The sequence below is a fragment of the Rhodococcus sp. NPDC003348 genome (assembly GCF_053589375.1).
Window position 1 is genome coordinate 1 of sequence record NZ_JBSFRT010000025.1, and the last position, 24,930, is coordinate 24,930.

Below are 24,930 nucleotides of genomic sequence, written 5' to 3' on the forward strand. Positions count from 1 at the left end.
TCCGACGTGGTGGTGAGCAACATTTCCTGGATGACGTCGGTCAGGGTTGCGGCCGTGGATTCGACGGCCCCGGTGAGCGGGTAGCAGCCGAGGGTCCGGAAGCGGACGCTCTTGAGTTCGGGAACTTCACCGGGCCGCAACGGCATCCGGTCGTCGTCGACCATGATCAGGGTGCCGTCCCGTTCGACGACCGGCCGTTCGGCGGCGAAGTAGAGCGGCACGATCGGGATGTTCTCCTGCCGGATGTACTCCCAGACGTCCAGTTCGGTCCAGTTCGACAGCGGGAACACCCGCAGCGTCTCCCCCGGCGACCGGCGGACGTTGTACATGTGCCACAGTTCGGGTCGCTGCCGCTTGGGATCCCACCGGTGCTCGGCGGAGCGAACCGAGAAGACCCGCTCCTTGGCGCGGGACTTCTCCTCGTCGCGCCGCGCACCACCGAACGCGGTGTCGAACTTGTGGAGGTCGAGTGCCTGCTTGAGGCCCTCGGTCTTCCACATGTCGGTGTGCGTCGACGACCCGTGCGTGAACGGGTTGATCCCCTTCTCCACGCACTCGGGGTTCTGGTACACCAGCAGATCGAAATCCCCTGCGGCAGCGGACTCGTCACGCAGCTTGTACATCTCCTGGAACTTCCAGGTGGTGTCGACGTGCAGCAGCGGGAACGGCAACCGCGACGGGTAGAACGCCTTACGGGCGAGGTGCAGCATCACCGCGCTGTCCTTGCCGACCGAGTACAGCATCACGGGGTTCTCGCTCCCCGCGACGGCCTCCCGCATGATGTGGATGCTCTCGGCCTCAAGCCTCTCGAGATGGGTCAAGGTCTTGCTCGTCGTGGGACTGCTCATCGCCGAAGTGCCTCCAAGGCTTCGCCGGCCAGTTCGGGCCGGCAGATCAGTAGGTCGGGAAGCCAGGGATTCTCCTGGTTGTAGATCAGCGCGGAGCCGTCGATGCGGGAAACATGAAGTCCCGCAGCACGGGCCACGGCGACGGGGGCTGCCGAGTCCCACTCGTACTGACCGCCGGTGTGGGCGTAGATCTCGACCTCACCACGGACCACAGCCATCGCCTTCGCACCCGCCGAGCCCATCTCGACCAGTTCCGCGCCGAGCGCGGCGGCCATCGCCATCACCGGCTCGGGCCGGCGGGTGCGGCTGACGACGACGCGCGGCACAGACGGGATCGGTTGCGCGGTGGCGTCGAGGTGCCCGTCACTCGAGTAGGTGACGCCGAGCGCCGGCATCGCCACCGCACCGGCCGTCAGCTCACCGCCCTCGACCAACGCGACGTGCACAGCCCAGTCGGTCCGGCCCTGCTCGCCGAACTCCCGAGTGCCGTCGAGCGGATCGACGATCCAGACGCGGTCGGCGCCGAGGCGGACGAGATCATCGGCGCCCTCCTCGGAGAGCACAGCGTCGCCGGGGAATCGCTCGGCCAACAGCGCGGCGAGCAGTTCGTGACTGAGTCGATCGCCAGATTTCCTCAGCTCGGCGGGACCCATTCCTGCGGCGAGGTTTTCGCGATGGGCGAGTAGCAGGTACCCCGCCTCGGTCGCCAACTCCGTGGCCGCGGCGGCACTACTGCCCGACCCCGCCCGGGGGCGGGCGGGGTTGTCTGCTCTGTTCATTCACAGCTCCAGTCATTCGGTGATGGCCCTCGCCACGGTGTCAGCGGAGTACGCGATCAACGCGTCCGATTCGACGTCTCGGGCCCAGTTGTTGACGAGGGTGTCGGCCAGGCCCATCAAGCCGGACCAGACGAAGGGGATGAGCGCGGGGTCGTCACGAAGTCGGAGCCCTTCGGCTGCGGCCGCTTCCATCAGTGCGCGCCGCAGTTCGGCGAACTGGTGATCTGTCGATTTACGCAACACGTGAACCGATTCACGCTCACCCGTCTCGCCGTCGACGTCGCGCCAGGTCCCCACGAGATGTCCCACGCGCGCCCATTGTCGGGTCGATGCGGGCACTATTCCGGCAATGAGCGCCGAAACACCCTTGTCGCGAGGCAACGCGGCGATGAACTCGGCCAACTCCACCTGGCTCTCGTGGAGCAGTGCGATGAAGATGTCCTGCTTGTCGACGAAGTACTGGTAGATCAGCCCGGGACTGATGCCGGCCCGTTTGGCGACCGCACGGTTCGTGAGGGCGCCGTAGCCGCCTTCGTCGAGTAGTTCAGCCGCGGCATCCAAGACTCCGCGACGTCGCGCCTCGGCGTCTCCGTAGGCCGAATTGCCGCCGTTCGTTGCTCTCATGGAGCCACTGTAGGCACAGATTGATCAATGGTCAATATGGATTGACCAATGATCAATCTGTGCCTACAGTCACACCCATGACGACGCATGATGTGAACAGTGTTGTGACATACAACTTTTCAGGATCACAGGTTTTGGTCACCGGCGGATCCAACGGGCTGGGCCTGGCGATCGCACGCAGCTTCGTGGCAGCCGGGGCGAAGGTCACCATCACCGGTACGCGACCCGCAGCCGGCGACTACGAGCACGATCTGGACGACTTCGGATACCGGCAGTGCGTCATGACCGACCGGGAGCAGATCGCCGACGTCGCGGCAGGGCTGTCGGCGCTGGATGTCCTGGTGAACAACGCGGGGCAGACCCTCACACAGAAGGGCGAATGGAACCCGGAAGTCTTCGAGGAATCGCTCTCGGTGAACCTCGTGAGCGGTTTCCGCATGGCCACCGCATGCCTGCCGCTCCTGACGGCCAGCGAACTCGACGGCGGCGGAGCCATCGTCAATGTCGCCTCCATGGCGAGTTTCTTCGCGGTCGGCATGGTGCCGGGCTACGGCGCGTCGAAAGCCGGCATCGTGCAGATGACCAAGACCATGGGCGCCCAGTGGGCGACCGAGAACGTGCGGGTCAACGCGATCGCCCCCGGCCTGACCGCCACGAACATGACATCCGGATTGCAGCAGCGACCCGAGCACAGCAAGCCGTCGCTCGATCGCACCCCGATGGGCCGGTGGGCCGATCCCGAGATCGACGTCGCGCCGGTGGCGCTGTTCCTGGCCAGTCCGGCCGCCCGATTCGTCACCGGCCAGACTCTGCCGGTCGACGGCGGCTTCTCGATCCAGGGCTGATCTCGGTGACCACTACCACCGGTGGGCGGATCCGGATCACCGATCTGCGCAACCCGGTCCTGACCGACTCCCAACGCGAGACCTGGGCGTACGCCGAGGCGAATCCGGTGGAACTCAGCGTCGATGCGGTCCTCGCGGCGGCCGCGGAGCAGGCCGGTCTCGACGACTTCGGACCTGATGACTTCCACGAGCGCCTCGCCTTGCAGCTCGACGAGATCGACTCCGATCCCAACCGCTCCCCGGTCTCGCGCATGGTGACGTTTGCAGGCAGCGTGCGCTACGCGGCCAACCGGCTGCGTGTGCTGGACCTGCTCAAGAGACATCCCGAGATCCGCGATATCGAGATCGAGGCACCGATCGTCGTGGTCGGGCTGCCGCGTTCGGGAACGACGCACCTGGTGAATCTACTGGCGGCGGACACGCGCTTCCGGTCGCTGCCGCTGTGGGAGAGCCAGGAGCCGGTGCCGTTCGCGGGAGACGTGGTGGGCCCGGACGGGATCGACCCCCGCATCGTCCGCTCCCAGCGCAGGTGGGACCAGATGCGGGCGAAGAGCCCGCTTGTCGCCGCCATGCACCCGATGAACCCCGACCACATCCACGAGGAACTCGAACTCGAGTGTCTGGACTTCTCCAGCTACAACTTCGAGTGGGGATCGTCGATGGCGCCTCGGTGGCGGGACTACTACCTGTCGCACGACCAGCGCCCGCACTACGCCTTCATGGCGACGATGCTCAAGGTCCTGCAGTGGCAGCGGGGACCGAGTCGATGGATCCTCAAGTGCCCGCAACATCTCGAGCAGCTCGGTCCGCTGATGGATACGTTCCCCGACGCGACGGTCGTGATGACTCACCGGGATCCGGTGTCGGTGGTGCAGTCTGCGGCGACGATGGTCGGATACGGTGCCCGCTCGAACTTCCTCGTGCCGGACATGGATGCCGTGTGCGACTACTGGACCGACCGCGTCGGCCGCCTCCTCGACGCCGGAACCCGGGACCTCGCACTCATTCCCGCGGAGCGTCGGGTCGACGTGTATTTCGACAGGTTCATGGCCGACGACGTCGGCACCGTCGAACGCATTTACGCGCACAGCGGGATCGAGTTCACCGACGAGGCCCGTGCGGCCGTCGACGATCACATCGCACATCATCCGCGCGGCGCGAACGGTCAGGTCGTCTACGACCTGCGCGCCGACTTCGGTCGCGAGCCGGCCGAGCTCAGAACCCGATTCACCGAGTACTGCGAAACATTTCCCGTGAAAGTGGAGGTCCAGTGAGCCCCGTGTCCGCCGCCCAGATCGACGAGTTCATCAAGAATCGTCCCGGCAAGGTCCTACTCGACCACGTCTACGCCTCCGAGGCGGTCCGCCTGGGCGACTTCATCTACATGTCGCCGGGCTCGAGCGCCGCCTACATGCTGGTCACACCGGCAGGACGGGTGATCGTCAACACCGGGCTCGGCTACGAGGCGCCGCACCACCGCAAACTGTTCGACGACGTCTACGCGGGGCCCACTCGCTACATCGTCACAACTCAGGGGCACACCGACCATGTCGGCGGTGTCGCCGGATTCCGTGAGCCCGGCGCGATCTATGTGGCCAATGCGCTCAACCCGGCGGTGCAGCACGACGACGAACGTGTCATCACGCGGATGCGGCAGTGGGCGCCGGTGTGGTTCGGCCGCGACGCCGAGACTGTCCGCGGCTTCATCGAGGCCCGCCCCGACGTGTCGCCCGCGCAGGACATCCCCACCCCCGACCTGATGTTCGACGAGCGTCTCGAACTCAACGTCGGCGGGCTGCAGATCGAACTGCACTCCGGCGTCGGCGAGACGGTCGACGGGGCGATGGTCTGGCTTCCCCAGCACCGCATCGCGCTGATCAGCAACCTGCTCGGGCCGCTGTTCGGACACTTCCCGAACCTCAACACCATTCGAGGGCAGCGCTACCGCTTCGCGGAGCCGTACCTCGCAACGATCACCAAGCTGCGCGATCTGCGACCCGCAATGCTGATCACCGGACGCGGCGAGCCGATCGAGGGAGAGGACCTCATCGACGCGGTGCTCGAGCGAATGCACGACGCCGTGTCCTACATCCACCAGACGACGCTCGACGGCATCAACGCCGGCAAGGATGTCGAGACTCTCGTTCGCGAAGTGACGCTGCCGGACCACCTGTACGTCGGACAGGGCTACGGTCAGGTCAAGTGGGGTGTGAAGACGATCTGGGAGACCTACCTGGGCTGGTTCCACCACAAGGCGACCTCTGAACTGCACGCCGTTCCGCGCGAGCGGACGCTTGCCGACCTGGTCCGCCTCGCCGGCAACGAGGCCGTCCTCGACCTTGGTCGCTCACATCTGGACGGGGGCCGACCCGAGGAGGCGACCGCACTCGCGGAGGCGGTGCTGGCGCATGCGCCGGACGACTCGGCGGCGACCGCGCTCCTCCTCGACTGCCACCGTGCACTTCTCGCCGATCCGGTTACGGCCGAGAACTTCTGGGAATCGGGATGGCTGACGCATCGCATCGGCCTGCTCGAACAGCAGCTCGAATCGACGGCGACGACGGCCGGATGACCAACCCAAGAAGGAGTTCCATGAGCACCGATACGGAAACCGTTGTCCCGGACGCGTTCGCACCCGCCCGGCTCGGCCCGATCACCCTGCGCAACCGCATCATCAAGTCCGCGACGTTCGAAGGGCGAACCCCCAAGGGTCTGGTCACCGACGAACTGATCGAGTTCCATCGCCAGTTCGCCACGGGCGGAGTCGGAATGACGACGGTGGCGTATTGCGCTGTCGCTCCCGAGGGCCGCACGTCGCCGGGCCAGATCCTGTGGACCGACGAAGCCATGCCGGGCTTGCGCCGCCTCACCGACGCCATGCACGCCGAGGGTACGGCGGTGTCCGCGCAGATCGGCCACGCCGGTGCGGTGGCGCCACCGAAGGCACTCGGGAGCGCCTCCCTGGCACCCAGCCGCCACTTCCACCTGACCACACTGAGTTTCGCGCAGGCGGCAACGGCAGCGGACATCGCACGGATCAGACAGGCACACGTCGATGCCGCTCTCAAGGCAGTCGAGGCCGGATTCGACGCCATCGAAATGCACTTCGGCCACGGCTATCTGATCAGCTCGTTCCTGAGTAACCGGCTCAACCACCGCACGGATGAGTACGGCGGCAGCCTCGAGAACCGGGCCCGGTTCGCCCGGGAGACGGCCGTCGCGGTCCGCGCCGCGGTGGGCGACCGGATCGCGATCATGGCGAAGGTCAGCATGGACGACGGTGCGCCCGGCGGATTCTGGCTCGCCGAAGCCATCGAACTGGTCAAGTGGCTCGAGCAGGACGGGTCCGTGGATGCGGTCGTCCTCACCGCCGGCAGTTCCCTCGAGAACCCGCTCTACACGTTCCGCGGCGATGCGCCACTGCGGGAGTTCGGGGCACTGATGAAGCAGCCCCAGAAGCTTGGAATCAAGCTGGTGGGCAAGCATTTCCTGCGGACCTACCCGTACCAGGACACGTATCTGCTCGACTACGCGCGTCAGGTCCGGGCGGCGGTCGATCTGCCGCTGGTGCTGCTCGGAGGGGTCACCGGCAAGGAGTCGATCGACCGGGCGATGACCGAGGGCTTCGAGTTCGTCGAGATGGGACGCGCGCTGCTGAGTGATCCCGACCTCGTCAACACCATTCAGTCCAGCGGCGGCGGGCAGTCGTTGTGCATCCACTGCAACAAATGCATCACAACCATCTATGGTGGGGCGCACTGCGTTCTGCGCCCATGAACGTGCCCTGTACCCGTCGATCGCCGCGACCCTGACGGTCGGTGGCCGACCCGGATCTTCTGAGGCGGCCACCGCCCGTCGACGCAGTTGCGGTCAGGTTCGAGCGATTTGCACCCGGTGCCTGGCGCGAAGACTTGTCTACTACGAATTGTAGTAAACCTCTCGGCCGCGAACGCGACGTCGGCTAGGTTGGGCGAATGGGGATACCGGGGAGGTCTGATCTGTCTGCCGCCGATGCGGAGACAGGCGAGCGAGCGGATGGCGATCAACCAGGCGCAGAGACAGATTCACCGATCCTGAAGCCGCGACGCATGCTGTTACGTGTCATGCGATGGATGTTCATCGGACTTGTTTCGATAGTCGTTGTTGCCGTTGCAACTTCAACGACGGTCCACTGGTGGCAGACGCCACGTGACAAGCAGGCCATCGAACGCCTGATCGGCCCCGAGCACCGGTACGTCGACGTCAACGGGCACCGGATGAGCGTCGCGGTCCAGGGTTCAGGACCGCGAACCATCGTCCTGATGCCCGGCCTGGCCACACCGGAACCGATCCTCGGCTTCACCCCACTGGCCCGGAACCTGGCCGCGCAGAACACGGTCGTCACCATCGAGCCGTTCGGGCTCGGTCTCAGCGACGGCACCGACAACCCCCGCACCAGCGAGGCGATCGTCGACGAGACCCGGTCCGCGCTCCGAGAACTGGGACTCAACGGTCCCTACGTCCTGATGCCCCACTCGATTTCGGGTCTGTATGCGATGTGGTGGGCCACCCGCCACCCGGACGAGGTCGCCGCAGTGGTGGGCCTGGATGACGAGCGCTACACCCCCGACGGCGCCCAGGACTCCCCCGACTGGCCGAGATGGATGGCCGGCGTCAACGCCATCGGCGGAACCCGGGACCTGATCGCCCTCGACAAGAGCACCGACTACCTGGGGCTGGTAGCCGACTACCGGGACAGCCTCGGCGACACGGCCGAATACACCCCGGACCAGCAGGACCTGTACCTGCGTGCGTACGCGTGGGTGTTGAACCCAACCGTGCTGGACGAAATGGCCCGCGGGGCGGAGAACGTGCGAGCAGCCGAGGGCGCCATGTTCCCACCGACTCTGCCCGCCCTGTCGATCCTCGCCGCCTCCTCCCTCGAAGTGGAACCGGAGTGGGAACCCTCGCACCGCGCCGCGATCAGCAACCCGGCAATCCAACAGATCACGATCATGAACGGCCACCACTACCTGTTCCACGCCCACGCGGGCGCGATTGCCGAGATGACACAGCGATTCCTCGACGAGCACGTTCAGACTCGACAACGATGAAAGGCCGCTGCCGCGCCCGTCGGGCAGGGCACCGATCTCCGACCGCACTGTGACCGGCGAACGCCCAGCCACGACCCTCGCGGCTCCGAGGCCTTCGAGCCAGGTGAATCAGCCTCGTGGTCCGAGCCAGTGGTCGATCTCGAGGGCCACGCCGACCTCCAATGAGCCTGCGGCCCAACGCTGAGGCAGCAGCTGCTCGGCGCGCTGCACACGATTGAGCACCGTGTTCCGGTGCGTGAACAGGGCACGGGCGGCACGAGCGGCGCTGTGGCCCTCGCGGACGTAGACACGCACGGTCTTGCGCAGGTCCGGGTCGGCGGTGGACAGCCGCCCCAGGACCCGGGAGACGTAAGCGCGAGCCGCCTGCTCGTTCTGGGTCGCGAGGTGGACCAGGGCGACGTCGTCGAAGGCCGCCGCGCGCACCTGATGCGTGCGGAGCAGGAGCAGTTGGGCGCTCACCGCCTCGAAATGGCTGCGCCGGAAGCCCTCGACGTCGATGCCGGTGCCCCCCACCGCCAGACGCACCGCACGCTCTTCGGGCGCAACAGAGCCGTCGCCGAAGGCGTCGGCGAGGACCCGCGGGTCCAGTGGCTCGTGGGACCCCAGCCAGAGCCACAGCGAGGATGAACTGGCGGGCACGGCCAACACCTGCGTCGCCCCGGCGCGCCGCATCAGTTCGGTCGCCGTTCTCATCAGCGCGGCTTGGTCGGGCATGGAGGCGACGGTCCACAGCACACCGGCGAGTTGGTTGCCGCCCAGTCGGTAGCCCAGGCGGCGCTCGGCGACACCGATATCCGTCGGGTCCTCGTCCAGGAGTTGGGTGACGGTCGCGAGTCGCTCGGTGTGCGACTGCCACAGGTAGTCCTCGCGTTCCCGCTGGACGAGCGCCGTCAGCTGGTCGAGGGTGGTTTCGATCAACGATTCCAGCGAGCGGGAGATCAGATCCAGCGCCGGGGCCAGGATCGCCGGATCCGCTTCCAGTTCGAAGATTCGCTGCATACACAGCCGCCAGGCCTCCTCCTTCGCGACGTGGTACGCCTTCCATATCGCGCGATCGGCGCCCCGCCGGATCACCTCTCGGGCGATGCCGACGACGGGCAGTGCGAGCGTCGGCATCACGGGATCGTATGGGTTGGCCGTAATCGTCGTCGCCCAGTGCTGGACGTTGAGGCGGGTCGACTCCCGTACCTCCTGCACCATCACGGGATCGGTGTTGAACGGATCGCCGACCCCGGTGAGCGCTGCGTCCTCGACGCGAGAGAGCGCTCCGCTGTCCGGGTCGAGTGACCAGGTCGCCACTGTGCGCACAAGATTCTCGACGCCCCGGCGCTGTGCGCTCGACGCCTGTCGAGGATTCGGTTCGTTACCGGTCGGCACGACTGAACCCTACCCCTCTTGTGCATCTGCCCATTCCTTCTCCAATTTCTGTGCATATCGCCGTTGCATGGTGATCTACGTCACGTGACGATGGGCATATCGACCAGATAGGAGTTGTCGTGACGAAGACAACGCGACCCGTCCCCACTCGCACCGCGGAAGCACATGCGCACCCCTCGGGCGCCCCCGAGGTTGATCTGCTCGTCATCGGCGCCGGCCTCACCGGACTCGGATTCGCGTCGCGCCTGAAAGTCGAGAAGCCCGAGAAGTCCGTGCTGATCGTCGACGCCCACGAGGAAGTCGGAGGCACCTGGCACCTGTTCCGCTATCCCGGCATCCGGTCGGACTCCGACCTGATCACCTACGGCTACCAGTACAAGCCGTGGACCAAGGAGAAGGCCATCGCGCCGGGCGCCGAAATCAAGGAGTACCTCGTCGAGACGGTCGACGAATTCGGCCTCGCCGACCGACTGCGCCTGGGCACCCGCGTCGAATCACTGGCCTGGTCGTCGGCGGAGTCGCAGTGGACGGTGACGCTGCGCGACGTCGCCACCGGAGAGGTGGATACACTACGGGCGCGGTGGATCGTTTCCGGCACAGGGTATTTCGATCACGCCGGCGGCCACCGCCCGACGTGGGAGGGCGAGCAGGACTTCGCCGGAACACTGGTCCACGCACAGCAGTGGCCCGAGGACCTGGACTACGCGGGCAAGCGCGTGGTGGTGATCGGCAGTGGCGCCACGGCCGTGACCCTGCTGCCCGCCTTGGCGGAGAAGGCCGAGTTCGTCACGATGCTGCAGCGCTCGCCCAGCTACATCCTGCCGCTCCCGGCCAAGGACGTGGTCTTCGATCTGCTGCGGCGCTTCCTGCCCACCACCACCGCTTTCGAGCTGACCCGCAAGGCCAACATCCAGCGACTGCGCACGGTGGTGAGCCTCAGCCGACGCTATCCGCGTCTCATGCGGAAGCTGGTCCGGCAGATCAACAAGGCGTTCCTGCCGAGCGGCTTCGACGTCGACACCCATCTGAACCCCTCCTACAACCCGTGGGAACAGCGGATGTGCTTCGTCCCCGATGCCGACCTCTACGGGGCCATCAAGCGCGGACGCGCCACGATCGCCACCGACACGATCGAGCGGTTCGTCCCGGAGGGCATCGAACTGACGTCGGGTCAGTTCCTGGCCGCCGACATCGTGGTCGCTGCCACCGGCCTGAAGTTGCTGCCCTTCGGTGGCATCGCGGTCGAGGTGGACGGCGAGCCTATCGACTGGTCCGATACCGTCGCCCACAAGTCGGTGATGCTCAGTGGCGTACCGAACTTCTTCTTCGGATTCGGCTACACCAACAACTCGTGGACCCTCAAGATCGACCTCGCCAGCGACTACCTCGCACGGCTGCTCGAGCTGATGGACGCTCGAGGCTTCGACACCGTCGTACCTCGGCTCGACGACGCCGACGCCGAGCGAGAGCCGATGATCGACGATCTCAAGGCCAACTACGTGAACCGAAGCATCACCGCCTTCCCGCGCCAGGTCAAGGACGGGCCGTGGAGTTTCAAGAGCCACTACGGTTTCGACCTCGAACGCCTCGCGGGTCCGATCGACGACGGCACCCTGGACTTCGGGCGCAGCGCCGACCGCGTGCGGCCGACCGCGGCGGGGAATGTCGCATGAGCCGCACCGACATCACCTTCCGCAGCGCGGGCACCACCTGTGCCGCATGGCATTACACCGGGCAAGGCGCAGCGTTCGAAACCGAGGCCGGTCGCCCGTGTGTCGTGATGGCCCACGGCTTCAGCTGCACACGGGATGCCGGCCTCGAGGGTTACGCCGAGGGGCTCGCCGCGGCAGGCCTCGACGTACTGCTCTTCGACTATCGCGGGTTCGGCGGGTCCGATGGTGAGATGCGCCAGCACGTCGACTACCGCGGCCAGCGGGCCGATTACCGTGCCGCGGTCGCTGCCGCCCGGCGACTGGCCGGGGTCGACCCCGACCGGATCGTCCTGTGGGGTACGTCGTACTCCGGTGGACACGTGCTGGACGTCGCCGCGCACGACCAGCGGATCGCCGCGGTCCTCTCGCTCACACCCGCGGTCGACGGAGTGCCGGTGCTCGGCATGGTCGTCAAGTCTGAGGGGATCGGCAAGATTCTCGCACTCACCTGGGCCGGCCTGCGCGACCGCGTCGGTCGACGCCCGCACATGCTTCCCGCGGTGGGACCGGCCGGATCGTCGGCCGTGATCGCCAAAGACGGTGCGCTGGAGGAGTTTCTCGCAGTGGTGGGTCCGTCGTGGCGCAACGAGGTGCGCGCCCGTTGCACCCTCGACGTCGCGTTCAACCGCCCGGTGCTCAGTGTCCGCAAGATTGCTGTGCCACTGCTGATACAGGTCGGCGACCTCGACACGGTCGTCTCGTCACCTGCTGCCGAGCGGGCCGCGCGCAAGGCGACCGCTCCGAGCGAACTGCGGAATTATCCCGTGGACCACTTCGACGTGTACCGCGATCCCTGTCAGACGACCGTCCTGCACGACCAGATCGAGTTCCTGTCCCGCCGAATACTCCAGGGGTGACCTCTGCTCGCCAGGCGCCAACTCCACCACCCCCATACCCTGCGAAGTCACCGGTGCTGGAAGGAAACTCACCCCAACCACTACCCGCGTCGAGGCCCACGCAGCGAACGCGGTCGATCGGGAAGGATCGCTCCACCGTACGGGGCAAATCCTTCCCAACAGCTGCGCATCGGTCCGCTGCCGATCGGGGGCGGGTAGGCTCGCATCATGCCGGTCACCTGGTCGGACGGCGTCGACGACATCCTCGGCGGCGATCTCACCTGCGGTCTCGCCTGCCTGACCCCGACAGGGGGTGCGGTGGTGACGAGCGTCTCGCCATTCGGTCCGCGCGACCGCGAACGCGGCACCGTCAGTTTCACCACCTCCCTCGGCTTCGGCCGCAAACTCGAACGCATCAGGGACAATCCCCGGGTCGCGCTGGCCTACCACGCACGCGAACACGGCCTCGGCGACACCAGCAATCGACGGTTCGTGCTCGTCCAGGGCGAGGCGAACTTCGACGCCCACGCCGACCCCACCACCGTCGAGGACATCGGCCGGCGTTCGGAGCCGTACCTGGGCGCACCGCGACGGGGCTGGTTCTGGAGTCGCTGGCTACACGCCTACTACGAGGATCGGGTACTGGTGACGGTGACGGCGTCCCGGGTCGTCTCCTGGCCGGACCTACGCGCGGCGGGCGAACCGGAGATGTTCGGTGAGCCGCTGCCCGACCGTCCCGCCGAACCGCAGACCCCGCCGAAGAAGGGCACCGGCCCACGAGTGGATGCCGCACGGACCGGCGCACGTGCAGCGACGCTGCCGCACGTGCTGCTCGCGTACCGGCAGGGAGACGGATATCCCGCCGTCGCCCCGGTCGAGGTGATGTCGGCGGATTCCGCGGGTGTGCACCTGCGGGTGCCCACCTGGGTTCCTCACGGCGGCCGCCGCGCCGGCTTGCTCGCGCATTCCTACGGAGCCCAGCTCATCGGCCTCGAGTCCCGCCAGAACACCGGCTGGATCGAGGTCACCGACGACGGGGCGGTGTACGCGCCGCACACCGAGTCCGGATTCCGGGCACCGGCGAACAAGACGATCATCCTGTTGGCCAACGGCTTTCTGGCACGGCGCGGACTGGCGCAGGCCCGGAAGCAGGGCCGCCTGCAGGCTCTCGGCTGACCCTGCCATTCACTGGGTCGAGGTGGTCGCGCCGGCCTTTGTTTCGGTCGCCCCGCGGGACCACCGCCGTCACCGCGTCCTGGTCACCGTGAGGTGCACACCGCCCCTGTTGTTGCCGTAGAAGCCCCACGCGTCGTTGGCGAACGCGTACAGGTATCCGGAGCGGCACACCCGGTGGTTGGTTCCCGCACCGATGGCGATGCGCTCGTGCAGGGCCTGCGCACCCTTGAGGGTGATCGCGTCGTTGGCGACGACGCCGATCAGCGACATCCACGGCTGGTCTTCGTCCCGGCGGGCCAGCAGGAAGTCGGCCTGCGGGTTCCCGGTCACGCGCCGGAACAACCGCTCGCCCTGACCGAGCACGGTGCCGGCCAGGCGGAGGGCCTCCCGGGGATGGAACCGCGCCCAGCCGGTCGTGCCGGCCGGGCCGGACGCGACGTTCTGGTCCGTCCATTCGCCGGTGGCGGCGAAGGTGTACTCGCCGGCGTCGAGGTAGAGGCCGGTCCAGTTCCACGGATCGCGGGCGGATACGGCGACCGTGGCGGACGCGCCGGGCGCGAGAGTCCGGGTGGTCCGGTACGGGCCGCTGGTGATCGGTGGTTCATCCTGCCGGTCGTACACCGACTCGTGCACCGATGGGCTTCTCTCGCTCGCGTCGATCTTGGGGATGGCGCGGGGCCGCGGCTGCATGAACGGCTCGATCAGCGAGCGCAGGACAGGCTCGTACAGCGGCTCGAGCAGGCCGTAGATACCTTGGTTGTCGTCGTGCAGCATGCCGAGCGGGTCGGGTTGGATCTGTTTTTCGACCGCACCGCGGAACGCGAGCTCGATCGCCTCGTGTGACTCGTCGATCATCCATTGCAGCGCACCATCACTCAGCCCCGTCTGCGGGTGCCCGCCACCGACATCCATGTGGCTGCCAGGGAACCACACCTGCTTCACGTCCTGACCCGGCTCCAGATCGGACCACAACGTCGGTGTGAACGGTGCCCGCAGCTCGTCCAGCGCCACCGCGTGCCTTCCGTGCCGCACATGCCGGTTGAACTTGACGTCGTGGAAGGCGTACCGGGTCGGCGGGTCCAGCAGGTTGGTCCACCCGAGCGTGTCCGGGACACCCAACGCTCCGACGGTGTCCCACACCCCGATGAAGTCCACCGGGATCCGATCCGGATGCTCGGCGCTGTACGTGAAGCGGAGACCGTCGCTCCAGCCCGGATCGGCGTCCCGTCCGCGCCGGTACCGCCGCAGATACGCGTGCCGGATCTGACGCCAGGTCGCGGCCTCGTCCAGGCAGGTGGTGTCGATCAGCCCGCACGCCGCGATCATCCCGGCGAGGCTCCGCGCGGTGAACGCGCCGCGGCTGAACCCGAACAGCGCGATGGTGTCCCCGGGCCGGTACATGGTGGTCAGCCAGTGGTAGGCGTCCATCACGTCGCTCGACAGCCCGACCCCGGCGGCTCCCCCCAGCAGCCAGCCGAACAGGCCACCACCGGTGGTCCCCACCCCGGGCTGGTACTGCGTCAACTGCTCGTGCCCGTCGGTCGCGGCCTCCCCGTCCGTCGCGGTATCCACCAGTGCGCTGTAGAAGCGGCGCACATTCGAAGGCGCCAACTGGCCCGGCGTGTTCCAGGTGCCGTCGCAGCACATGACGAGACGACGCATCGTTCGACCTCCCCTACCGGAAAGTGGACAGATCCGTGGAGTAATGAAAAGCCGTCGTGGACCTGGGCCGTCGACTGCCGGATCCCCATCTCCATGGGCGACAACCCCTGAAAGGCAGGTGCGTTCATCCTGCTCTCCCGGATGTGCGGTTGTCACTGGTCGTTAGGCTTCGCAAACACCGGGTTCACCGCCGGCAGCCACACCACATCATTCTCCGGCGAGCCTGTTACGCTGCCCGTCACGGTGACCCCGCACCCGAGCGCGTCGACGCTCGGACCTTGCCGAGTGTGCGGGGCTGAAAAATGAACTCCGAACGCGCACGCCGCATCCCGGACGATGCGGGCTGCCACCGCAACAGCGTGACCGACACACCCACGCGCACAGTACGTGCTCCTCTCGACGAAAGGGCCGCGTCCCTTCCTCGCCGGTGAACCGGCACCGCACGCGCGCCGCGCGTCAGGACGGCGCGGCGATCCGCTACCTGGCGCAATGGCGTCAACGGGTGGAGTCGGCCGAACGCTCCGTCGCACGCGGCCCGCGACGGGGACCGGTGATCGACAACGCGATCGCCGCCAGGACCGTCATCAGCGGCGAACTCACCGATTGCCCCGCGTGCGACGCCCGACTCCTCGGCGACGGTCCCCGGGACCGGTTGGAGAGCCTCATGCAACGCGACGGCCGCGGCGCCCATCGTCTCCGCGCGGCGGTGACCCGCCTCGACGAGCGGTACCGGGACGCGACGGTCGAAGTCGAGGCACCCGCCACCCTGCCGTGGTGGGACAGGCGTGTCCCCTGGGCGTGACCTTGGTCAGGACACGAACCGGACTCGCCAACAGGCGGATTGGCGAACTGTCGCCGACAATGGGAGCGTCGGGCGCCCGCCCGCGCTCAGGATCGATCAGTCCTACGGAAGGGGACGGTCATGTCCGAAACTATGTCAACGAAGCAGGGCTGGGCGGCGGGGACGTCGCTCGGAGCGGCCATCATCATGGTGACCGTCGGCATCGTCCAGTTCTTCCAGGGGATCGCCGCGGTCGCCGAGAACGAAGTGTTCGTGGTGGGCATCGACTACGTCTACAAGTTCGACCTGACCACCTGGGGTTGGATCCACATCGTGCTCGGTGTGATCGTCGCAGGGGTCGGCTTCGCACTGTTCACGGGCGCTGGGTGGGCGCGGGTGTCGGCGATCGTGGTCGCCGCGATCTCGATCATCGCGAACTTCCTCTGGATTCCCTACTACCCGTGGTGGTCGATCCTGATCATCGCTCTCGACATCGTGGTGATCTGGGCCGTGTCGACCTGGAAGCCGACCACGGTCTGAGGCATTTGCGCGACTCGGCCCGTCCCAGGTCAGGGGCGGGCCGAGTCGTCGGTTGCCCGGGGAGTGGCGGTCCGCGCCCCTACGGAGACCGATGCCCTCGCGCAGAAAGGTTGTGCACAATCAAACTGTGCACTACCTTTGTGCGGGTGACCGATGAACTCGCCCTCGACAATCAGCTGTGCTTCGCGTTGTACGCGGCGTCGCGGGCCACCACCGCGGTCTACCGCCCGCTGCTCGACGAACTCGGCATCACCTACCCGCAGTACCTGGTGCTGCTCGTGCTCTGGGAGCGCGACGGGCGCGGTGTGCGCGAGATCGGCGACGCACTCGACCTCGACACCGGCACCCTCTCCCCGCTGCTCAAGCGAATGGAGACGCTCGATCTGATCGAGCGGCGCCGGCTGCCGGAGGACGAACGTCGCGTCCAGATCCACCTCACCGACGCCGGGCGGGCGCTGCGCGGACGCGCACTGGGCATACCCCGGCACCTCGCCGGGTGCATCGGACTGCCGGCCGAGGAGGCCATCGCACTGCGGTCGACCCTCGAGCGCCTCACCGCCGCTCTGCGCGAAGCGGCGCAACCGAACGTTTCACCCGAATAACCCGACACCGCAAGGAGAATCGAATGGAAGCCATCTACACCGCCGAAGCCCTCGTCACCGGCGACGGCCGCAACGGCCAGGGCCGCAGCTCCGACGGGCGCCTCGACCTGACCCTCGCGATCCCGGTCGAGATGGGCGGCACCGGCGAGGGCACCAACCCGGAACAGCTGTTCGCGATCGGCTACGCGGCCTGCTACCACTCCGCACTGCGGATGGTGGCCCGCCAGGCCGGCGCCGACGTCACCGACTCCGCGGTCGGCGCCCGCGTCGACATCGGCCAGATCGAGGGCGGCGGCTTCGGACTCGCGGTGACCCTCGAGGTGTCGCTGCCGCACCTGTCGCGCGATCAGGCACAGGAGCTCGCCGACAAGGCACACCAGGTGTGCCCGTACTCGAACGCCACCCGCGGGAACATCGACGTCACCGTCCTCGTCACGGAGGACTGAGCTCGTCGGCCCTCAGCGGCCCGCGAAGATTCGCTGCCACACGGCCGGGTCTTCGCGCGGTCCGCCGAGGGTGTCGGCTCCGTAGCGATCGATCTCGGCGGCGAAGTCCAGCGGCCGGGTCGGCGGCATCCCTGGTACCAGTTCCTCCTCGATCCGGTCGTCGGGAACCAGCCAGCACACCTCGAACTCGATGCCGTCGGGATCGCTCGCGTACAGCGCCTTCGTCGAGCCGTGGTTGCTCGCACCGGTCAGTGCACCTGCGGCACCGAGCTTTTCGGCCATCGTCCGGAGTTCGGCCAGAGTGCCCACCTCCCACGCCAGGTGGTAGAGACCGACGTCGCCCGGCCGGCGCACCCCGGGGCCGTTCGGGCTCTGGAACAGCCCGAGGTCGTGGTCGTTGGCCGAATCCGAGGCCTGCAGAAACGCCGCCCCGGCGAACCCGCCCGGCAGCGGACGGAAGCCAAGCACATCGCGGTAGAACGCGAGGCTGCGCTGCAGATCGGAGACGAACAGGACGGCATGGTTCAGACGACGAATCACTTTGCTCCTCTTACTTTTCGAACCGGTAGGTGACGCCGGTCAACCGTTCCGACTCGCCCCACAGCGACGCCGCGACGGCCCGGTCGTGGGACCGGCCGGACGAACCCACCACCTTCGGGTACCCGCGCTGCTCGAACGGACCGTTCGGGCCGACGTAACTGCCGGAGGTCACCGACCCGTCGGTCGCCGCGTACAACTCGGGCAGGGCACCCATCGCGGCGCTCTGCCCGAACAGGTTTCCGACGACCATCAACCGGTCCCAGAACGACTTGGTGTGGCTCTGCAGCCCGGTCACCGCGTACCCGGGATGCGCGGCAAGCGATTTCACCTTCGATCCCGACGCCGTCAGCCGACGGTCGAGTTCGTAGGCGAACATCAGATTCGCCAGTTTCGACTGTCCGTACGCCGCCCACCGGTTGTAGCGGCGGCGCCGCCAGTTCGGGTCGTCGAGGTTGATCGCGCCCATCCGGTGCATGAGACTCGACATGGTCACCACCCGGTCGGCGATCCGGTCCAGGAGCAGTCCGGTGAGGGCGAAGTGTCCGAGGTGGTTGGTGCCGAACTGCGACTCGAAGCCGTCGACGGTGGTGGACTTCGGCACCGCCATGATGCCGGCGTTGTTGATCAGCACGTCGACCTGCTCGACGCCGTCCGCGAACTCGCGCACCGACGCGAGGTCGGCGAGGTCCAGGCGTCTGACCTGTGCGTTGGAGCCGATGCGCGCGGCCACCGGGGCGGCCTTGTCCACGTTGCGGCAGGCCAGGATCACGGTCGCACCGGCAGCACCGAGCGCCGTCGCCGCCTCCGCCCCGAGCCCACTGTTCGCACCGGTCACCACGAACGTGCGGCCGGTCTGGTCGGCGATGTCGCGAGTGGTCCATTTCCCCATGTCGCCAGCCTACGTCGGTGACCCGTCCCGGGAGACGGGAAGTTCCTCCGAGCGGGATACGAAGCGGCTATCGTCCCCTCGCATGACCGACGCCCAAGACAGCCGGACAACCGGACCGCTCAGCCCTGGTCGATCACTCGGACTCGCCGTCATCGGCACCGGATTCGGCTGCATCACCCACGTTCCCGCCTTCCGCGACGCTGGCTTCGAGGTTCGAGTCCTGATCGGCCGCGATCGGGAGCGCACCGCCGCGCGGGCGGAGCGGTTCGGCATTCCGCATGCGGCCACCTCGCTCGAGGAGGCGCTGTCGCTGACCGAGATCGACGCCGTCACCGTCGCCACTCCCCCACACACCCATGCCGACCTGGTGATCGAGGCGGTCGGCCACGGCCTGCACGTGGTCTGCGAGAAGCCGTTCGCCGCGGACCTGTCGCAGGCACGCAAGATGCTCGACGCGGCGGAACGCGCGGGCGTGGTGCACCAGGTGGGCACCGAGTTCAGGTACGCGCAGCCCCAGGCGCTACTGGCCCGGCAGATCGAGGCAGGGGTGATCGGCACGCCCAAACTGGCCACTCTGCTGCTGCACCTGCCGATGTTCGCCGCCGACGGCGCCGAGGCGCCGGACTGGTGGACGGACGGAGCCTCCGGCGGCGGGTGGCTCGGGGCGCAGGGCACCCACATGATCGACCAGATCCGCTGCACGCTCGGCGAATTCGACACCGTCAGCGCAGGGCTTCCGGTCGTGGCCGATCGCGGACAGACCGCCGAGGACTCGTTCACGGTCCACTTCCGGACGGTCACCGGTGTGGACGGGGTACTGCAGAGCACCGTCGGCGCCTGGGGACCGATGATGATGACGACCCGGGTCGCGGGAACGGCCGGCACGCTGTGGCTCGACGGGGACCGGGTCCGCCGCGCCGACGCGAGCGGCGACCACGAAGTACCGATGCCGGACGACCTGATGTCCGGGGCACCGGTACCGCCGCCGTTCGACCTGTTCTCCACCACGTACGACTGGCTTCACGCCTCCGGGATCGACCGCGCGCCGTACACCCGGCTCGCGGACGCCTTCCGGCGCCGCATCCTCGGCGAGCCGGTCGGCGCGGGCGAGCCGCGACCGGCCACCTTCGAGGACGGAGTGGCCGGGCAGGCTGTCCTGGATGCGATTCGGATCTCAGCGGCCGAGCGTCGCTCGGTGCGGCTGACCGACCTGGACTGACGCGGAAGCCGTCCACAAAACGACGGTAGGGGCGCGGATCACTCCGCGCCCCTGCGACGATCGGCTTCCCCCAGCCCGTCTACACGGGGATCTGGGGGGCGGTGACCCCACCGGCCTGGGTCATGCTCGCGATCCAGTTGAGCAGGTCGATGATCGTGGTGAGGGACGAACCGCCGCCCCCGGTCTCGTCGGTGGTCTCGTCGGCGATGAAACCCAGGGCCATACCCATCTCCATTTCGTGTGGCCGTTGCCGCCCGTCGGCACCGGCTTTGCCGGAGGACGCTACCGCAGATCGCCCGATCACAGAACCGAAACGAAAGGAACTCCGATGCAGAGGATTTAGTGTTCAACACCAAGGGTCGGGAAGGTCACGAAGCTCGGCTGCGCCGGGTCCAACTGCAGGTGCTGCGGGAGGAGCCCGCCGTCGGCGCGCATCGGACCGAGCGGCAGGTACCGAGGCACGCTGAGTGCGTACACGTCCACGCGCAGCCGATGCCCCGGCGCGAGGACCGCATCGGTGGGCACCATGTTCACGTCGAGGACCGTGGGCTGCCCCGGCACCGTCGGCTGCCGCTGCGCCAGGGTCAGGTGATGACGGGTGTCGGTGTAGTCGCCATTCGGCGCCTTCCCGGACTTCGCGTCGTCCACCGCACGCAGCGACGACGTGAGGGCACCGCTGGTGACAACGGTCGAGGTGCCGTCGGGCGCGACGTCGTTGACGGTCACCGCCCAGAATCCGTCCGGCGCGTCGTGAACGGTGTTGAGGTGCACGTTGATCGGGCCGGAGATCGCGGTCGGTTCGGTGACCGGCGCGCCGGTGAAGGTCAGACCGTCGCCCTCCTGGATCCGGGAGTCCTTGCTGCACACGCTGCCCAGGATCACGGTGACTCCGGCGGTTCCCTGCGCGGAGTCCCGCGAGCAGAAACCACGCACGCCGGGCGCGACCGTGAGCCGGGTGCTGTCACCGGGCGCCTGCGCGACCAGGCTGCCGTCGTGCACGCTGTGCCCGGCGGTTCCGCTGGGTGCCGCCGACAGATACAGGCGCTGGTAATCCGATCCCGCACGGGGGAACTGGTCGGTGGTGGTCCAGCCGCCGCCCTGCTGCCACAGTGTCACCGGGCCGTACTCGTCGATGCCGTTGTCGATCCCCTTGAGCCACTTGTCGAACCAGGCCCGCTCGAGGACGTCGATCCGGGGCGGCGCGCCGGCGGTGCCGAAGCCCTGGCCGGGGTTCAGGTGATAGGTGTCGCCCATGACGAGCTGCTTGCGGCCGGGCGGCAGGTTGATGCCGTTGTAGATCCGCGGCTCACTGTTGGCGAAGATGTCGTGCCAGCCACCGAACACCATGGTCGGCACGGTGATGTTGTCCAGGTCGGCCAGCCGCTGCTGATAGAACGGCCCGTCCTGCGCGACGTCGAGGGTGGACGGGGTGACCTCGTCGACGGTCGGCGCCGTCACCGCCTGCACGAGCTCGGGGATCTTGACGGCAGGGTCGGCGAGGCGATCGGCGAGCCACTTCTGATCGATGGTGCCGTGCAGGATGTCCTGCGCGTTGGGAATGAGCTTCGTTCCGTTCACCAGAGTCAGCCACAGCGGCATGAAACCGACGCCGAGCCCGCCGCCGGTACCGACGATGTCGCGAAGGAGATCGTTGCCCGGTTCCACGGGAAAGATCGCCTGCAGTGCCTGCGGCCGGTGTCCGGCGGCCTGGACGGAGTTGATACCGGAGTACGAGACCCCACCCATCCCGACCGCACCGTTGGACCACGGCTGCCTGCTCGCCCAGTCGATGATCTCCACGCTGTCCTGCTGCTCGCGCGGCCCGAGCACGTCCCACACGCCCTGGGAGAATCCGGTGCCGCGGGCGTCGACGACGACCTGCGTGTACCCGCTCTGCACCAGGGGCCGGTTGACGCCGAACGCCTTCATGCCGCCGCTCGCGACCAGCCCGGTCAGCTCCGGAAGCCCGTCGAGCGGAGTACCGGTCAGGTTGAGCTGGTTCAGGAAGGGCACCAGCGTGGCGTCCACCCCGGGAAGCGACAGGCCCGCGTCGGAGACTGCGCTCATGAGCTTGGTGTACGGGGTGACGTTGAGGATCGCCGGCAGCTTCTCGTCGACGGCGCGTCCCTGCGCGTCCGCGGGGCGATAGACGTTGGCCCGCAGCACGGTGCCGTCGCTCATCGTGATCGGCACGTCCCACTCGATCGCGATCCCGGGATACTGCGGCGCCTCGTCAGCGGTGGCCTGCCACCGCTGCGCGGCGGTGCCACCGGACGGATCGGCGGCGGCGACGGCGGGGCTCACCGCCATGCCCACCCCCACCGCGAGGACGGTGATCAACGACCCCCATCGGAACCTCGTACGCACGCGCAACCGACAACCCCCTCGTGTCAGGAAGGCGACCCGGCCCACCCAGACCGGTGACCGGCGCCACAAACCTACCGGAGGGTAGCGGTGACCGGTTACAGCGTCAATGCCTCCGGTCCGTGCATGTTTCACCCCGGTCGGGTGGAGCCCTCTGGGGAGAAATTCACGCAAGGGTGGCGGAGCCGCATACGGTTCTCACGTGTCCTCCGCTCCACTGCCCGTGCGCGACGGCCTCAACCCGACGCGGTTGCGGCTGCCCGCCGACGGCACCTGGCCGACGGTGCTCGACTACCTCCTCGACCGGTTCCCGGATGACACGACCCGACTGCGGGAGAAGGTCGACGCCACCGAGGTCGTCGACGAGCACGGGACCCCGATAACCTGCGACACTCCTTATCGGGCACACACTTTCGTCTACCTGTACCGAGACCCACCCGTCGAGCCGCGGGTGCCGTTCGAGGTGGAGATCCTGCACCGCGACGAGGATCTCCTCGTCGTCGACAAGCCACATTTCCTCGTCAGCACACCCCGTGGCCGGCACGTGGTGGAGTCGGCGCTGGTCCGGCTGCGCCGCGACCTCGACCTGCCGGACCTGACGCCCGTACACCGACTGGACCGGGCGACCGCGGGAGTACTGGTGTTCACGGTCCGTCCACAGGTGCGCCGCGCCTATCAGGAGTTGTTCGCGCACCGGCAGATTCGCAAGGAGTACGAGGCGATCGCCGGGTTCGATCCGGGCCTCGCCCTTCCCCGGACCGTCCGCAGCCGCATCGTCAAGCCGGACGGCGAGCTCCGGTGCGTCGAGGTACCCGGCGAACCGAATGCGGAGACCCGGGTCGATCTGATCGAGTCCCGCGGCGAGTTGGCCCGGTACCGGTTGCTGCCACACACGGGGAAGATGCACCAGTTGCGGGTGCACCTGAACTCGCTCGGCATCCCGATCGTCGGGGACAACTTCTATCCGACGCTGCACGACATCGCCCCGGACGACTACTCGAACCCGCTCCAACTGCTCGCCCGGTCGCTGACCTTCACCGACCCCCTGAGCGGACGCCCCCGCACCTTCACCAGCCGCCGACGCCTCGCCGCGTGGCGCTGACCAGTACCGTCATCGACTACTACATGCCGTAGTGGACTGCGTCACACTATCTTGCATCTCAAATGCAAGATTAATACCGTCAGGTCATGAGCCTCTCCGCAGCGTCCACCGAAGTCATCCGAGCCACCCTTCCCGTCGTCGGGGCAGCCATCGAGGACATCACCCCGCTCTTCTACAAGAAGATGTTCGCGGCCCACCCGGAGCTCGAACGCGACCTGTTCAACCGCGGCAACCAGCAGCAGGGCCAGCAGCAGAAGGCGCTGGCCGGTTCGATCGCCGCCTTCGCCGCGATGCAGGTCGGCGGCGACGCCGCGAGCACCGACCTGATCATGTCGCGCATCGCGAACAAGCACGCCTCGCTCGGCATCACCGCCGACCAGTACCAGATCGTGCACAAGTACCTCTTCGAGGCGATCGTGGAGGTGCTCGGCGCCGCCGTCACCCCCGAGGTCGCCGCGGCCTGGGACGAGCTCTACTGGCTCATGGCCGACACCCTGATCGCGATGGAACACGGCCTCTACACCGATGCCGGGGTGGAAGACGGGGATGTCTGGCGGAAGGTCGTGGTGAGCCGGCGGGTCCTGCAGTCCGCCGACACCGCCTCGTTCGTCCTGAGCCGGGCCGACGGCCACCCACTGCCGGACTACCTTCCCGGCCAGTACATCTCGGTCGGCGTCACACTCCCGGACGGAGCCCGCCAGATCCGGCAGTACAGCCTGGTCGGATCTCCCACCGCGGACGACTGGCAGATCAGCGTCAAGGCGGTCGCGGCGACCGCCACCTCGCCGGCAGGAGAGGTCTCGAACTTCCTGTACGACAACGTCTTCGAAGGCGACGTCCTGCAGGTCTCGCTACCCTTCGGCGACCTGGTGCTCGAGGAGAGCGACGCCCCGCTGCTGCTGGTCTCCGCCGGCATCGGGTGCACTCCGATGATCGGCATCCTCCACCACCTCGCGACCACCGCCGACGAACGGCAGGTCTCGGTCCTGCACGCGGACCGCTCCCCCAGCCGGCACGCCCACCGGGCGGAGCTCACCGAGCTCGTGCAGCGGATCCCGTTCGCCACCATGCACCGCTGGTACGAGGACCTCGGGCAGCGCGAACAGGACGCCACCCTCCACCTCGGGCTGGCCGACCTGGCGTCGGTGGACATCGCCGACGGCACCCAGGTGTACCTGTGCGGCCCCATGCCGTTCATGCTCGCGGTGCGGGAATCGCTCCTCGAGCGGCAGGTGCCGGCGGCGTCGATCCACTACGAGGTGTTCGGTCCGGACAGCTGGACCGCCTCGATCTGACGCTCCATCCGGCGAGACCCCGCCGGTGAACTCCCGCGGCCCCCGGCTCTATTCGAGCCGGGGGCCGCGGCGCTTTCCGCCGGTGACACGACCAATTCGTGGCCCGTCAAAGTGTTGACTGATTCCAGAAAAGTGCCATATTGACTATGTGTCCTCGATGCCGGACCACGCAGCACCGCTGCGTGACGCAGGTCCACGGA

24 protein-coding genes are annotated in these 24,930 nt (G+C 67.7%); 15 read left to right on the plus strand and 9 right to left on the minus strand.

Annotated elements, in window-relative coordinates:
* From cysD to ACWDU4_RS16955, 3 genes are all read right to left on the minus strand, one after another.
* Nucleotides 1-848: sulfate adenylyltransferase subunit CysD (gene cysD, locus ACWDU4_RS16945; protein ID WP_450115072.1), on the minus strand; the 848-nt coding region annotated here is incomplete at its 3' end.
* Nucleotides 845-1,627: a 3'(2'),5'-bisphosphate nucleotidase CysQ gene (locus tag ACWDU4_RS16950; protein ID WP_450115073.1), complete on the minus strand. Its 783-nt coding sequence runs from the start codon at nucleotides 1,625-1,627 to the stop codon at nucleotides 845-847. The genes ACWDU4_RS16950 and cysD, both read right to left, overlap by 4 nt.
* A gap of 12 nt (nucleotides 1,628-1,639) precedes the next feature.
* Nucleotides 1,640-2,251 carry a TetR/AcrR family transcriptional regulator gene (locus ACWDU4_RS16955; protein WP_450115074.1) on the minus strand — a complete coding sequence of 204 codons (612 nt, stop codon included), beginning with the start codon at nucleotides 2,249-2,251 and terminating at the stop codon, nucleotides 1,640-1,642.
* A gap of 20 nt (nucleotides 2,252-2,271) precedes the next feature.
* On the opposite strand from ACWDU4_RS16955, the gene ACWDU4_RS16960 reads away from it, so the two are divergent.
* From ACWDU4_RS16960 to ACWDU4_RS16980, 5 genes are all read left to right on the plus strand, one after another.
* Entirely contained in the window at nucleotides 2,272-3,096 is an 825-nt protein-coding gene (locus ACWDU4_RS16960; protein WP_450115075.1) for an SDR family NAD(P)-dependent oxidoreductase, read from the plus strand.
* A gap of 5 nt (nucleotides 3,097-3,101) precedes the next feature.
* A complete protein-coding gene (locus ACWDU4_RS16965) occupies nucleotides 3,102-4,370 on the plus strand; it encodes a sulfotransferase family protein (protein WP_450115076.1) in 1,269 nt (422 codons plus the stop codon).
* Complete coding sequence (locus ACWDU4_RS16970) at nucleotides 4,367-5,668, plus strand: alkyl sulfatase dimerization domain-containing protein (protein ID WP_450115077.1); 1,302 nt, start codon at nucleotides 4,367-4,369, stop codon at nucleotides 5,666-5,668. The genes ACWDU4_RS16965 and ACWDU4_RS16970 overlap by 4 nt, the downstream gene beginning before the upstream one ends.
* A 20-nt stretch (nucleotides 5,669-5,688) precedes the next feature.
* A complete protein-coding gene (locus ACWDU4_RS16975; RefSeq protein ID WP_450115078.1) occupies nucleotides 5,689-6,873 on the plus strand; it encodes an NADH:flavin oxidoreductase in 1,185 nt (394 codons plus the stop codon).
* A gap of 335 nt (nucleotides 6,874-7,208) precedes the next feature.
* Nucleotides 7,209-8,189: an alpha/beta fold hydrolase gene (locus tag ACWDU4_RS16980; RefSeq protein WP_450115079.1), complete on the plus strand. Its 981-nt coding sequence runs from the start codon at nucleotides 7,209-7,211 to the stop codon at nucleotides 8,187-8,189.
* A 108-nt stretch (nucleotides 8,190-8,297) separates the two neighbouring features.
* Here the strand turns inward: ACWDU4_RS16980 and ACWDU4_RS16985 are convergent, their stop codons facing one another.
* Nucleotides 8,298-9,488, minus strand: a complete 1,191-nt coding sequence (locus ACWDU4_RS16985; RefSeq protein WP_450115080.1) for a PucR family transcriptional regulator — start codon at nucleotides 9,486-9,488, stop codon at nucleotides 8,298-8,300.
* Nucleotides 9,489-9,685: 197 nt separating this feature from the next.
* Here ACWDU4_RS16985 and ACWDU4_RS16990 point away from each other — a divergent pair, with 197 nt between their 5' ends.
* From ACWDU4_RS16990 to ACWDU4_RS17000, 3 genes are all read left to right on the plus strand, one after another.
* A complete protein-coding gene (locus tag ACWDU4_RS16990) occupies nucleotides 9,686-11,239 on the plus strand; it encodes a flavin-containing monooxygenase (RefSeq protein ID WP_450115081.1) in 1,554 nt (517 codons plus the stop codon).
* Complete coding sequence (locus tag ACWDU4_RS16995) at nucleotides 11,236-12,135, plus strand: alpha/beta hydrolase (protein ID WP_450115082.1); 900 nt, start codon at nucleotides 11,236-11,238, stop codon at nucleotides 12,133-12,135. The genes ACWDU4_RS16990 and ACWDU4_RS16995 overlap by 4 nt, the downstream gene beginning before the upstream one ends.
* Before the next feature lie 207 nt (nucleotides 12,136-12,342).
* Nucleotides 12,343-13,290: a hypothetical protein gene (locus ACWDU4_RS17000; RefSeq protein WP_450115083.1), complete on the plus strand. Its 948-nt coding sequence runs from the start codon at nucleotides 12,343-12,345 to the stop codon at nucleotides 13,288-13,290.
* A 69-nt stretch (nucleotides 13,291-13,359) separates the two neighbouring features.
* Here the strand turns inward: ACWDU4_RS17000 and ACWDU4_RS17005 are convergent, their stop codons facing one another.
* Nucleotides 13,360-14,952: a DUF2235 domain-containing protein gene (locus ACWDU4_RS17005; protein WP_450115084.1), complete on the minus strand. Its 1,593-nt coding sequence runs from the start codon at nucleotides 14,950-14,952 to the stop codon at nucleotides 13,360-13,362.
* A 427-nt stretch (nucleotides 14,953-15,379) separates the two neighbouring features.
* Between ACWDU4_RS17005 and ACWDU4_RS17010 the strand changes: the two genes are divergently transcribed.
* From ACWDU4_RS17010 to ACWDU4_RS17025, 4 genes are all read left to right on the plus strand, one after another.
* Nucleotides 15,380-15,754, plus strand: coding sequence for a hypothetical protein (locus ACWDU4_RS17010; protein ID WP_450115085.1), 375 nt, complete (start codon nucleotides 15,380-15,382; stop codon nucleotides 15,752-15,754).
* Between the two features lie 120 nt (nucleotides 15,755-15,874).
* Complete coding sequence (locus tag ACWDU4_RS17015) at nucleotides 15,875-16,273, plus strand: DUF7144 family membrane protein (RefSeq protein ID WP_450115086.1); 399 nt, start codon at nucleotides 15,875-15,877, stop codon at nucleotides 16,271-16,273.
* A gap of 146 nt (nucleotides 16,274-16,419) precedes the next feature.
* Nucleotides 16,420-16,875 (plus strand): MarR family winged helix-turn-helix transcriptional regulator, encoded by a 456-nt coding sequence (locus ACWDU4_RS17020; protein ID WP_450115087.1) that lies wholly within the window; start codon nucleotides 16,420-16,422, stop codon nucleotides 16,873-16,875.
* Nucleotides 16,876-16,898: 23 nt separating this feature from the next.
* Entirely contained in the window at nucleotides 16,899-17,321 is a 423-nt protein-coding gene (locus tag ACWDU4_RS17025) for an organic hydroperoxide resistance protein (RefSeq protein ID WP_450115088.1), read from the plus strand.
* Between the two features lie 12 nt (nucleotides 17,322-17,333).
* Here the strand turns inward: ACWDU4_RS17025 and ACWDU4_RS17030 are convergent, their stop codons facing one another.
* Entirely contained in the window at nucleotides 17,334-17,858 is a 525-nt protein-coding gene (locus tag ACWDU4_RS17030) for a VOC family protein (protein WP_450115168.1), read from the minus strand.
* A 13-nt stretch (nucleotides 17,859-17,871) separates the two neighbouring features.
* Nucleotides 17,872-18,750: an oxidoreductase gene (locus ACWDU4_RS17035; protein ID WP_450115089.1), complete on the minus strand. Its 879-nt coding sequence runs from the start codon at nucleotides 18,748-18,750 to the stop codon at nucleotides 17,872-17,874.
* A gap of 82 nt (nucleotides 18,751-18,832) precedes the next feature.
* Here ACWDU4_RS17035 and ACWDU4_RS17040 point away from each other — a divergent pair, with 82 nt between their 5' ends.
* Complete coding sequence (locus tag ACWDU4_RS17040) at nucleotides 18,833-19,969, plus strand: Gfo/Idh/MocA family protein (protein WP_450115090.1); 1,137 nt, start codon at nucleotides 18,833-18,835, stop codon at nucleotides 19,967-19,969.
* Nucleotides 19,970-20,048: 79 nt separating this feature from the next.
* Here the strand turns inward: ACWDU4_RS17040 and ACWDU4_RS17045 are convergent, their stop codons facing one another.
* A complete protein-coding gene (locus tag ACWDU4_RS17045; protein ID WP_450115091.1) occupies nucleotides 20,049-20,192 on the minus strand; it encodes a hypothetical protein in 144 nt (47 codons plus the stop codon).
* A 116-nt stretch (nucleotides 20,193-20,308) separates the two neighbouring features.
* A complete protein-coding gene (locus ACWDU4_RS17050; protein WP_450115169.1) occupies nucleotides 20,309-22,279 on the minus strand; it encodes a CocE/NonD family hydrolase in 1,971 nt (656 codons plus the stop codon).
* Nucleotides 22,280-22,535: 256 nt separating this feature from the next.
* Here ACWDU4_RS17050 and ACWDU4_RS17055 point away from each other — a divergent pair, with 256 nt between their 5' ends.
* Nucleotides 22,536-23,435: an RluA family pseudouridine synthase gene (locus ACWDU4_RS17055; protein WP_450115092.1), complete on the plus strand. Its 900-nt coding sequence runs from the start codon at nucleotides 22,536-22,538 to the stop codon at nucleotides 23,433-23,435.
* A gap of 86 nt (nucleotides 23,436-23,521) precedes the next feature.
* Nucleotides 23,522-24,730 (plus strand): globin domain-containing protein, encoded by a 1,209-nt coding sequence (locus ACWDU4_RS17060; protein WP_450115093.1) that lies wholly within the window; start codon nucleotides 23,522-23,524, stop codon nucleotides 24,728-24,730.
* The last annotated feature ends 200 nt before the right edge of the window (nucleotides 24,731-24,930 follow it).

Coding starts and splice junctions, on each gene's coding strand:
- ACWDU4_RS16950 (WP_450115073.1), bottom strand. CDS start 1,627: ATGAACAGAGCAGACAACCCCGCCCGCCCCCGGGCGGGGTCGGGCAGT.
- ACWDU4_RS16955 (WP_450115074.1), bottom strand. CDS start 2,251: ATGAGAGCAACGAACGGCGGCAATTCGGCCTACGGAGACGCCGAGGCG.
- ACWDU4_RS16975 (WP_450115078.1), top strand. CDS start 5,689: ATGAGCACCGATACGGAAACCGTTGTCCCGGACGCGTTCGCACCCGCC.
- ACWDU4_RS16980 (WP_450115079.1), top strand. CDS start 7,209: ATGTTCATCGGACTTGTTTCGATAGTCGTTGTTGCCGTTGCAACTTCA.
- ACWDU4_RS16995 (WP_450115082.1), top strand. CDS start 11,236: ATGAGCCGCACCGACATCACCTTCCGCAGCGCGGGCACCACCTGTGCC.
- ACWDU4_RS17000 (WP_450115083.1), top strand. CDS start 12,343: ATGCCGGTCACCTGGTCGGACGGCGTCGACGACATCCTCGGCGGCGAT.
- ACWDU4_RS17005 (WP_450115084.1), bottom strand. CDS start 14,952: ATGCGTCGTCTCGTCATGTGCTGCGACGGCACCTGGAACACGCCGGGC.
- ACWDU4_RS17015 (WP_450115086.1), top strand. CDS start 15,875: ATGTCCGAAACTATGTCAACGAAGCAGGGCTGGGCGGCGGGGACGTCG.
- ACWDU4_RS17025 (WP_450115088.1), top strand. CDS start 16,899: ATGGAAGCCATCTACACCGCCGAAGCCCTCGTCACCGGCGACGGCCGC.
- ACWDU4_RS17035 (WP_450115089.1), bottom strand. CDS start 18,750: ATGGGGAAATGGACCACTCGCGACATCGCCGACCAGACCGGCCGCACG.
- ACWDU4_RS17040 (WP_450115090.1), top strand. CDS start 18,833: ATGACCGACGCCCAAGACAGCCGGACAACCGGACCGCTCAGCCCTGGT.
- ACWDU4_RS17045 (WP_450115091.1), bottom strand. CDS start 20,192: ATGGCCCTGGGTTTCATCGCCGACGAGACCACCGACGAGACCGGGGGC.
- ACWDU4_RS17050 (WP_450115169.1), bottom strand. CDS start 22,279: ATGGCGGTGAGCCCCGCCGTCGCCGCCGCCGATCCGTCCGGTGGCACC.
- ACWDU4_RS17060 (WP_450115093.1), top strand. CDS start 23,522: ATGAGCCTCTCCGCAGCGTCCACCGAAGTCATCCGAGCCACCCTTCCC.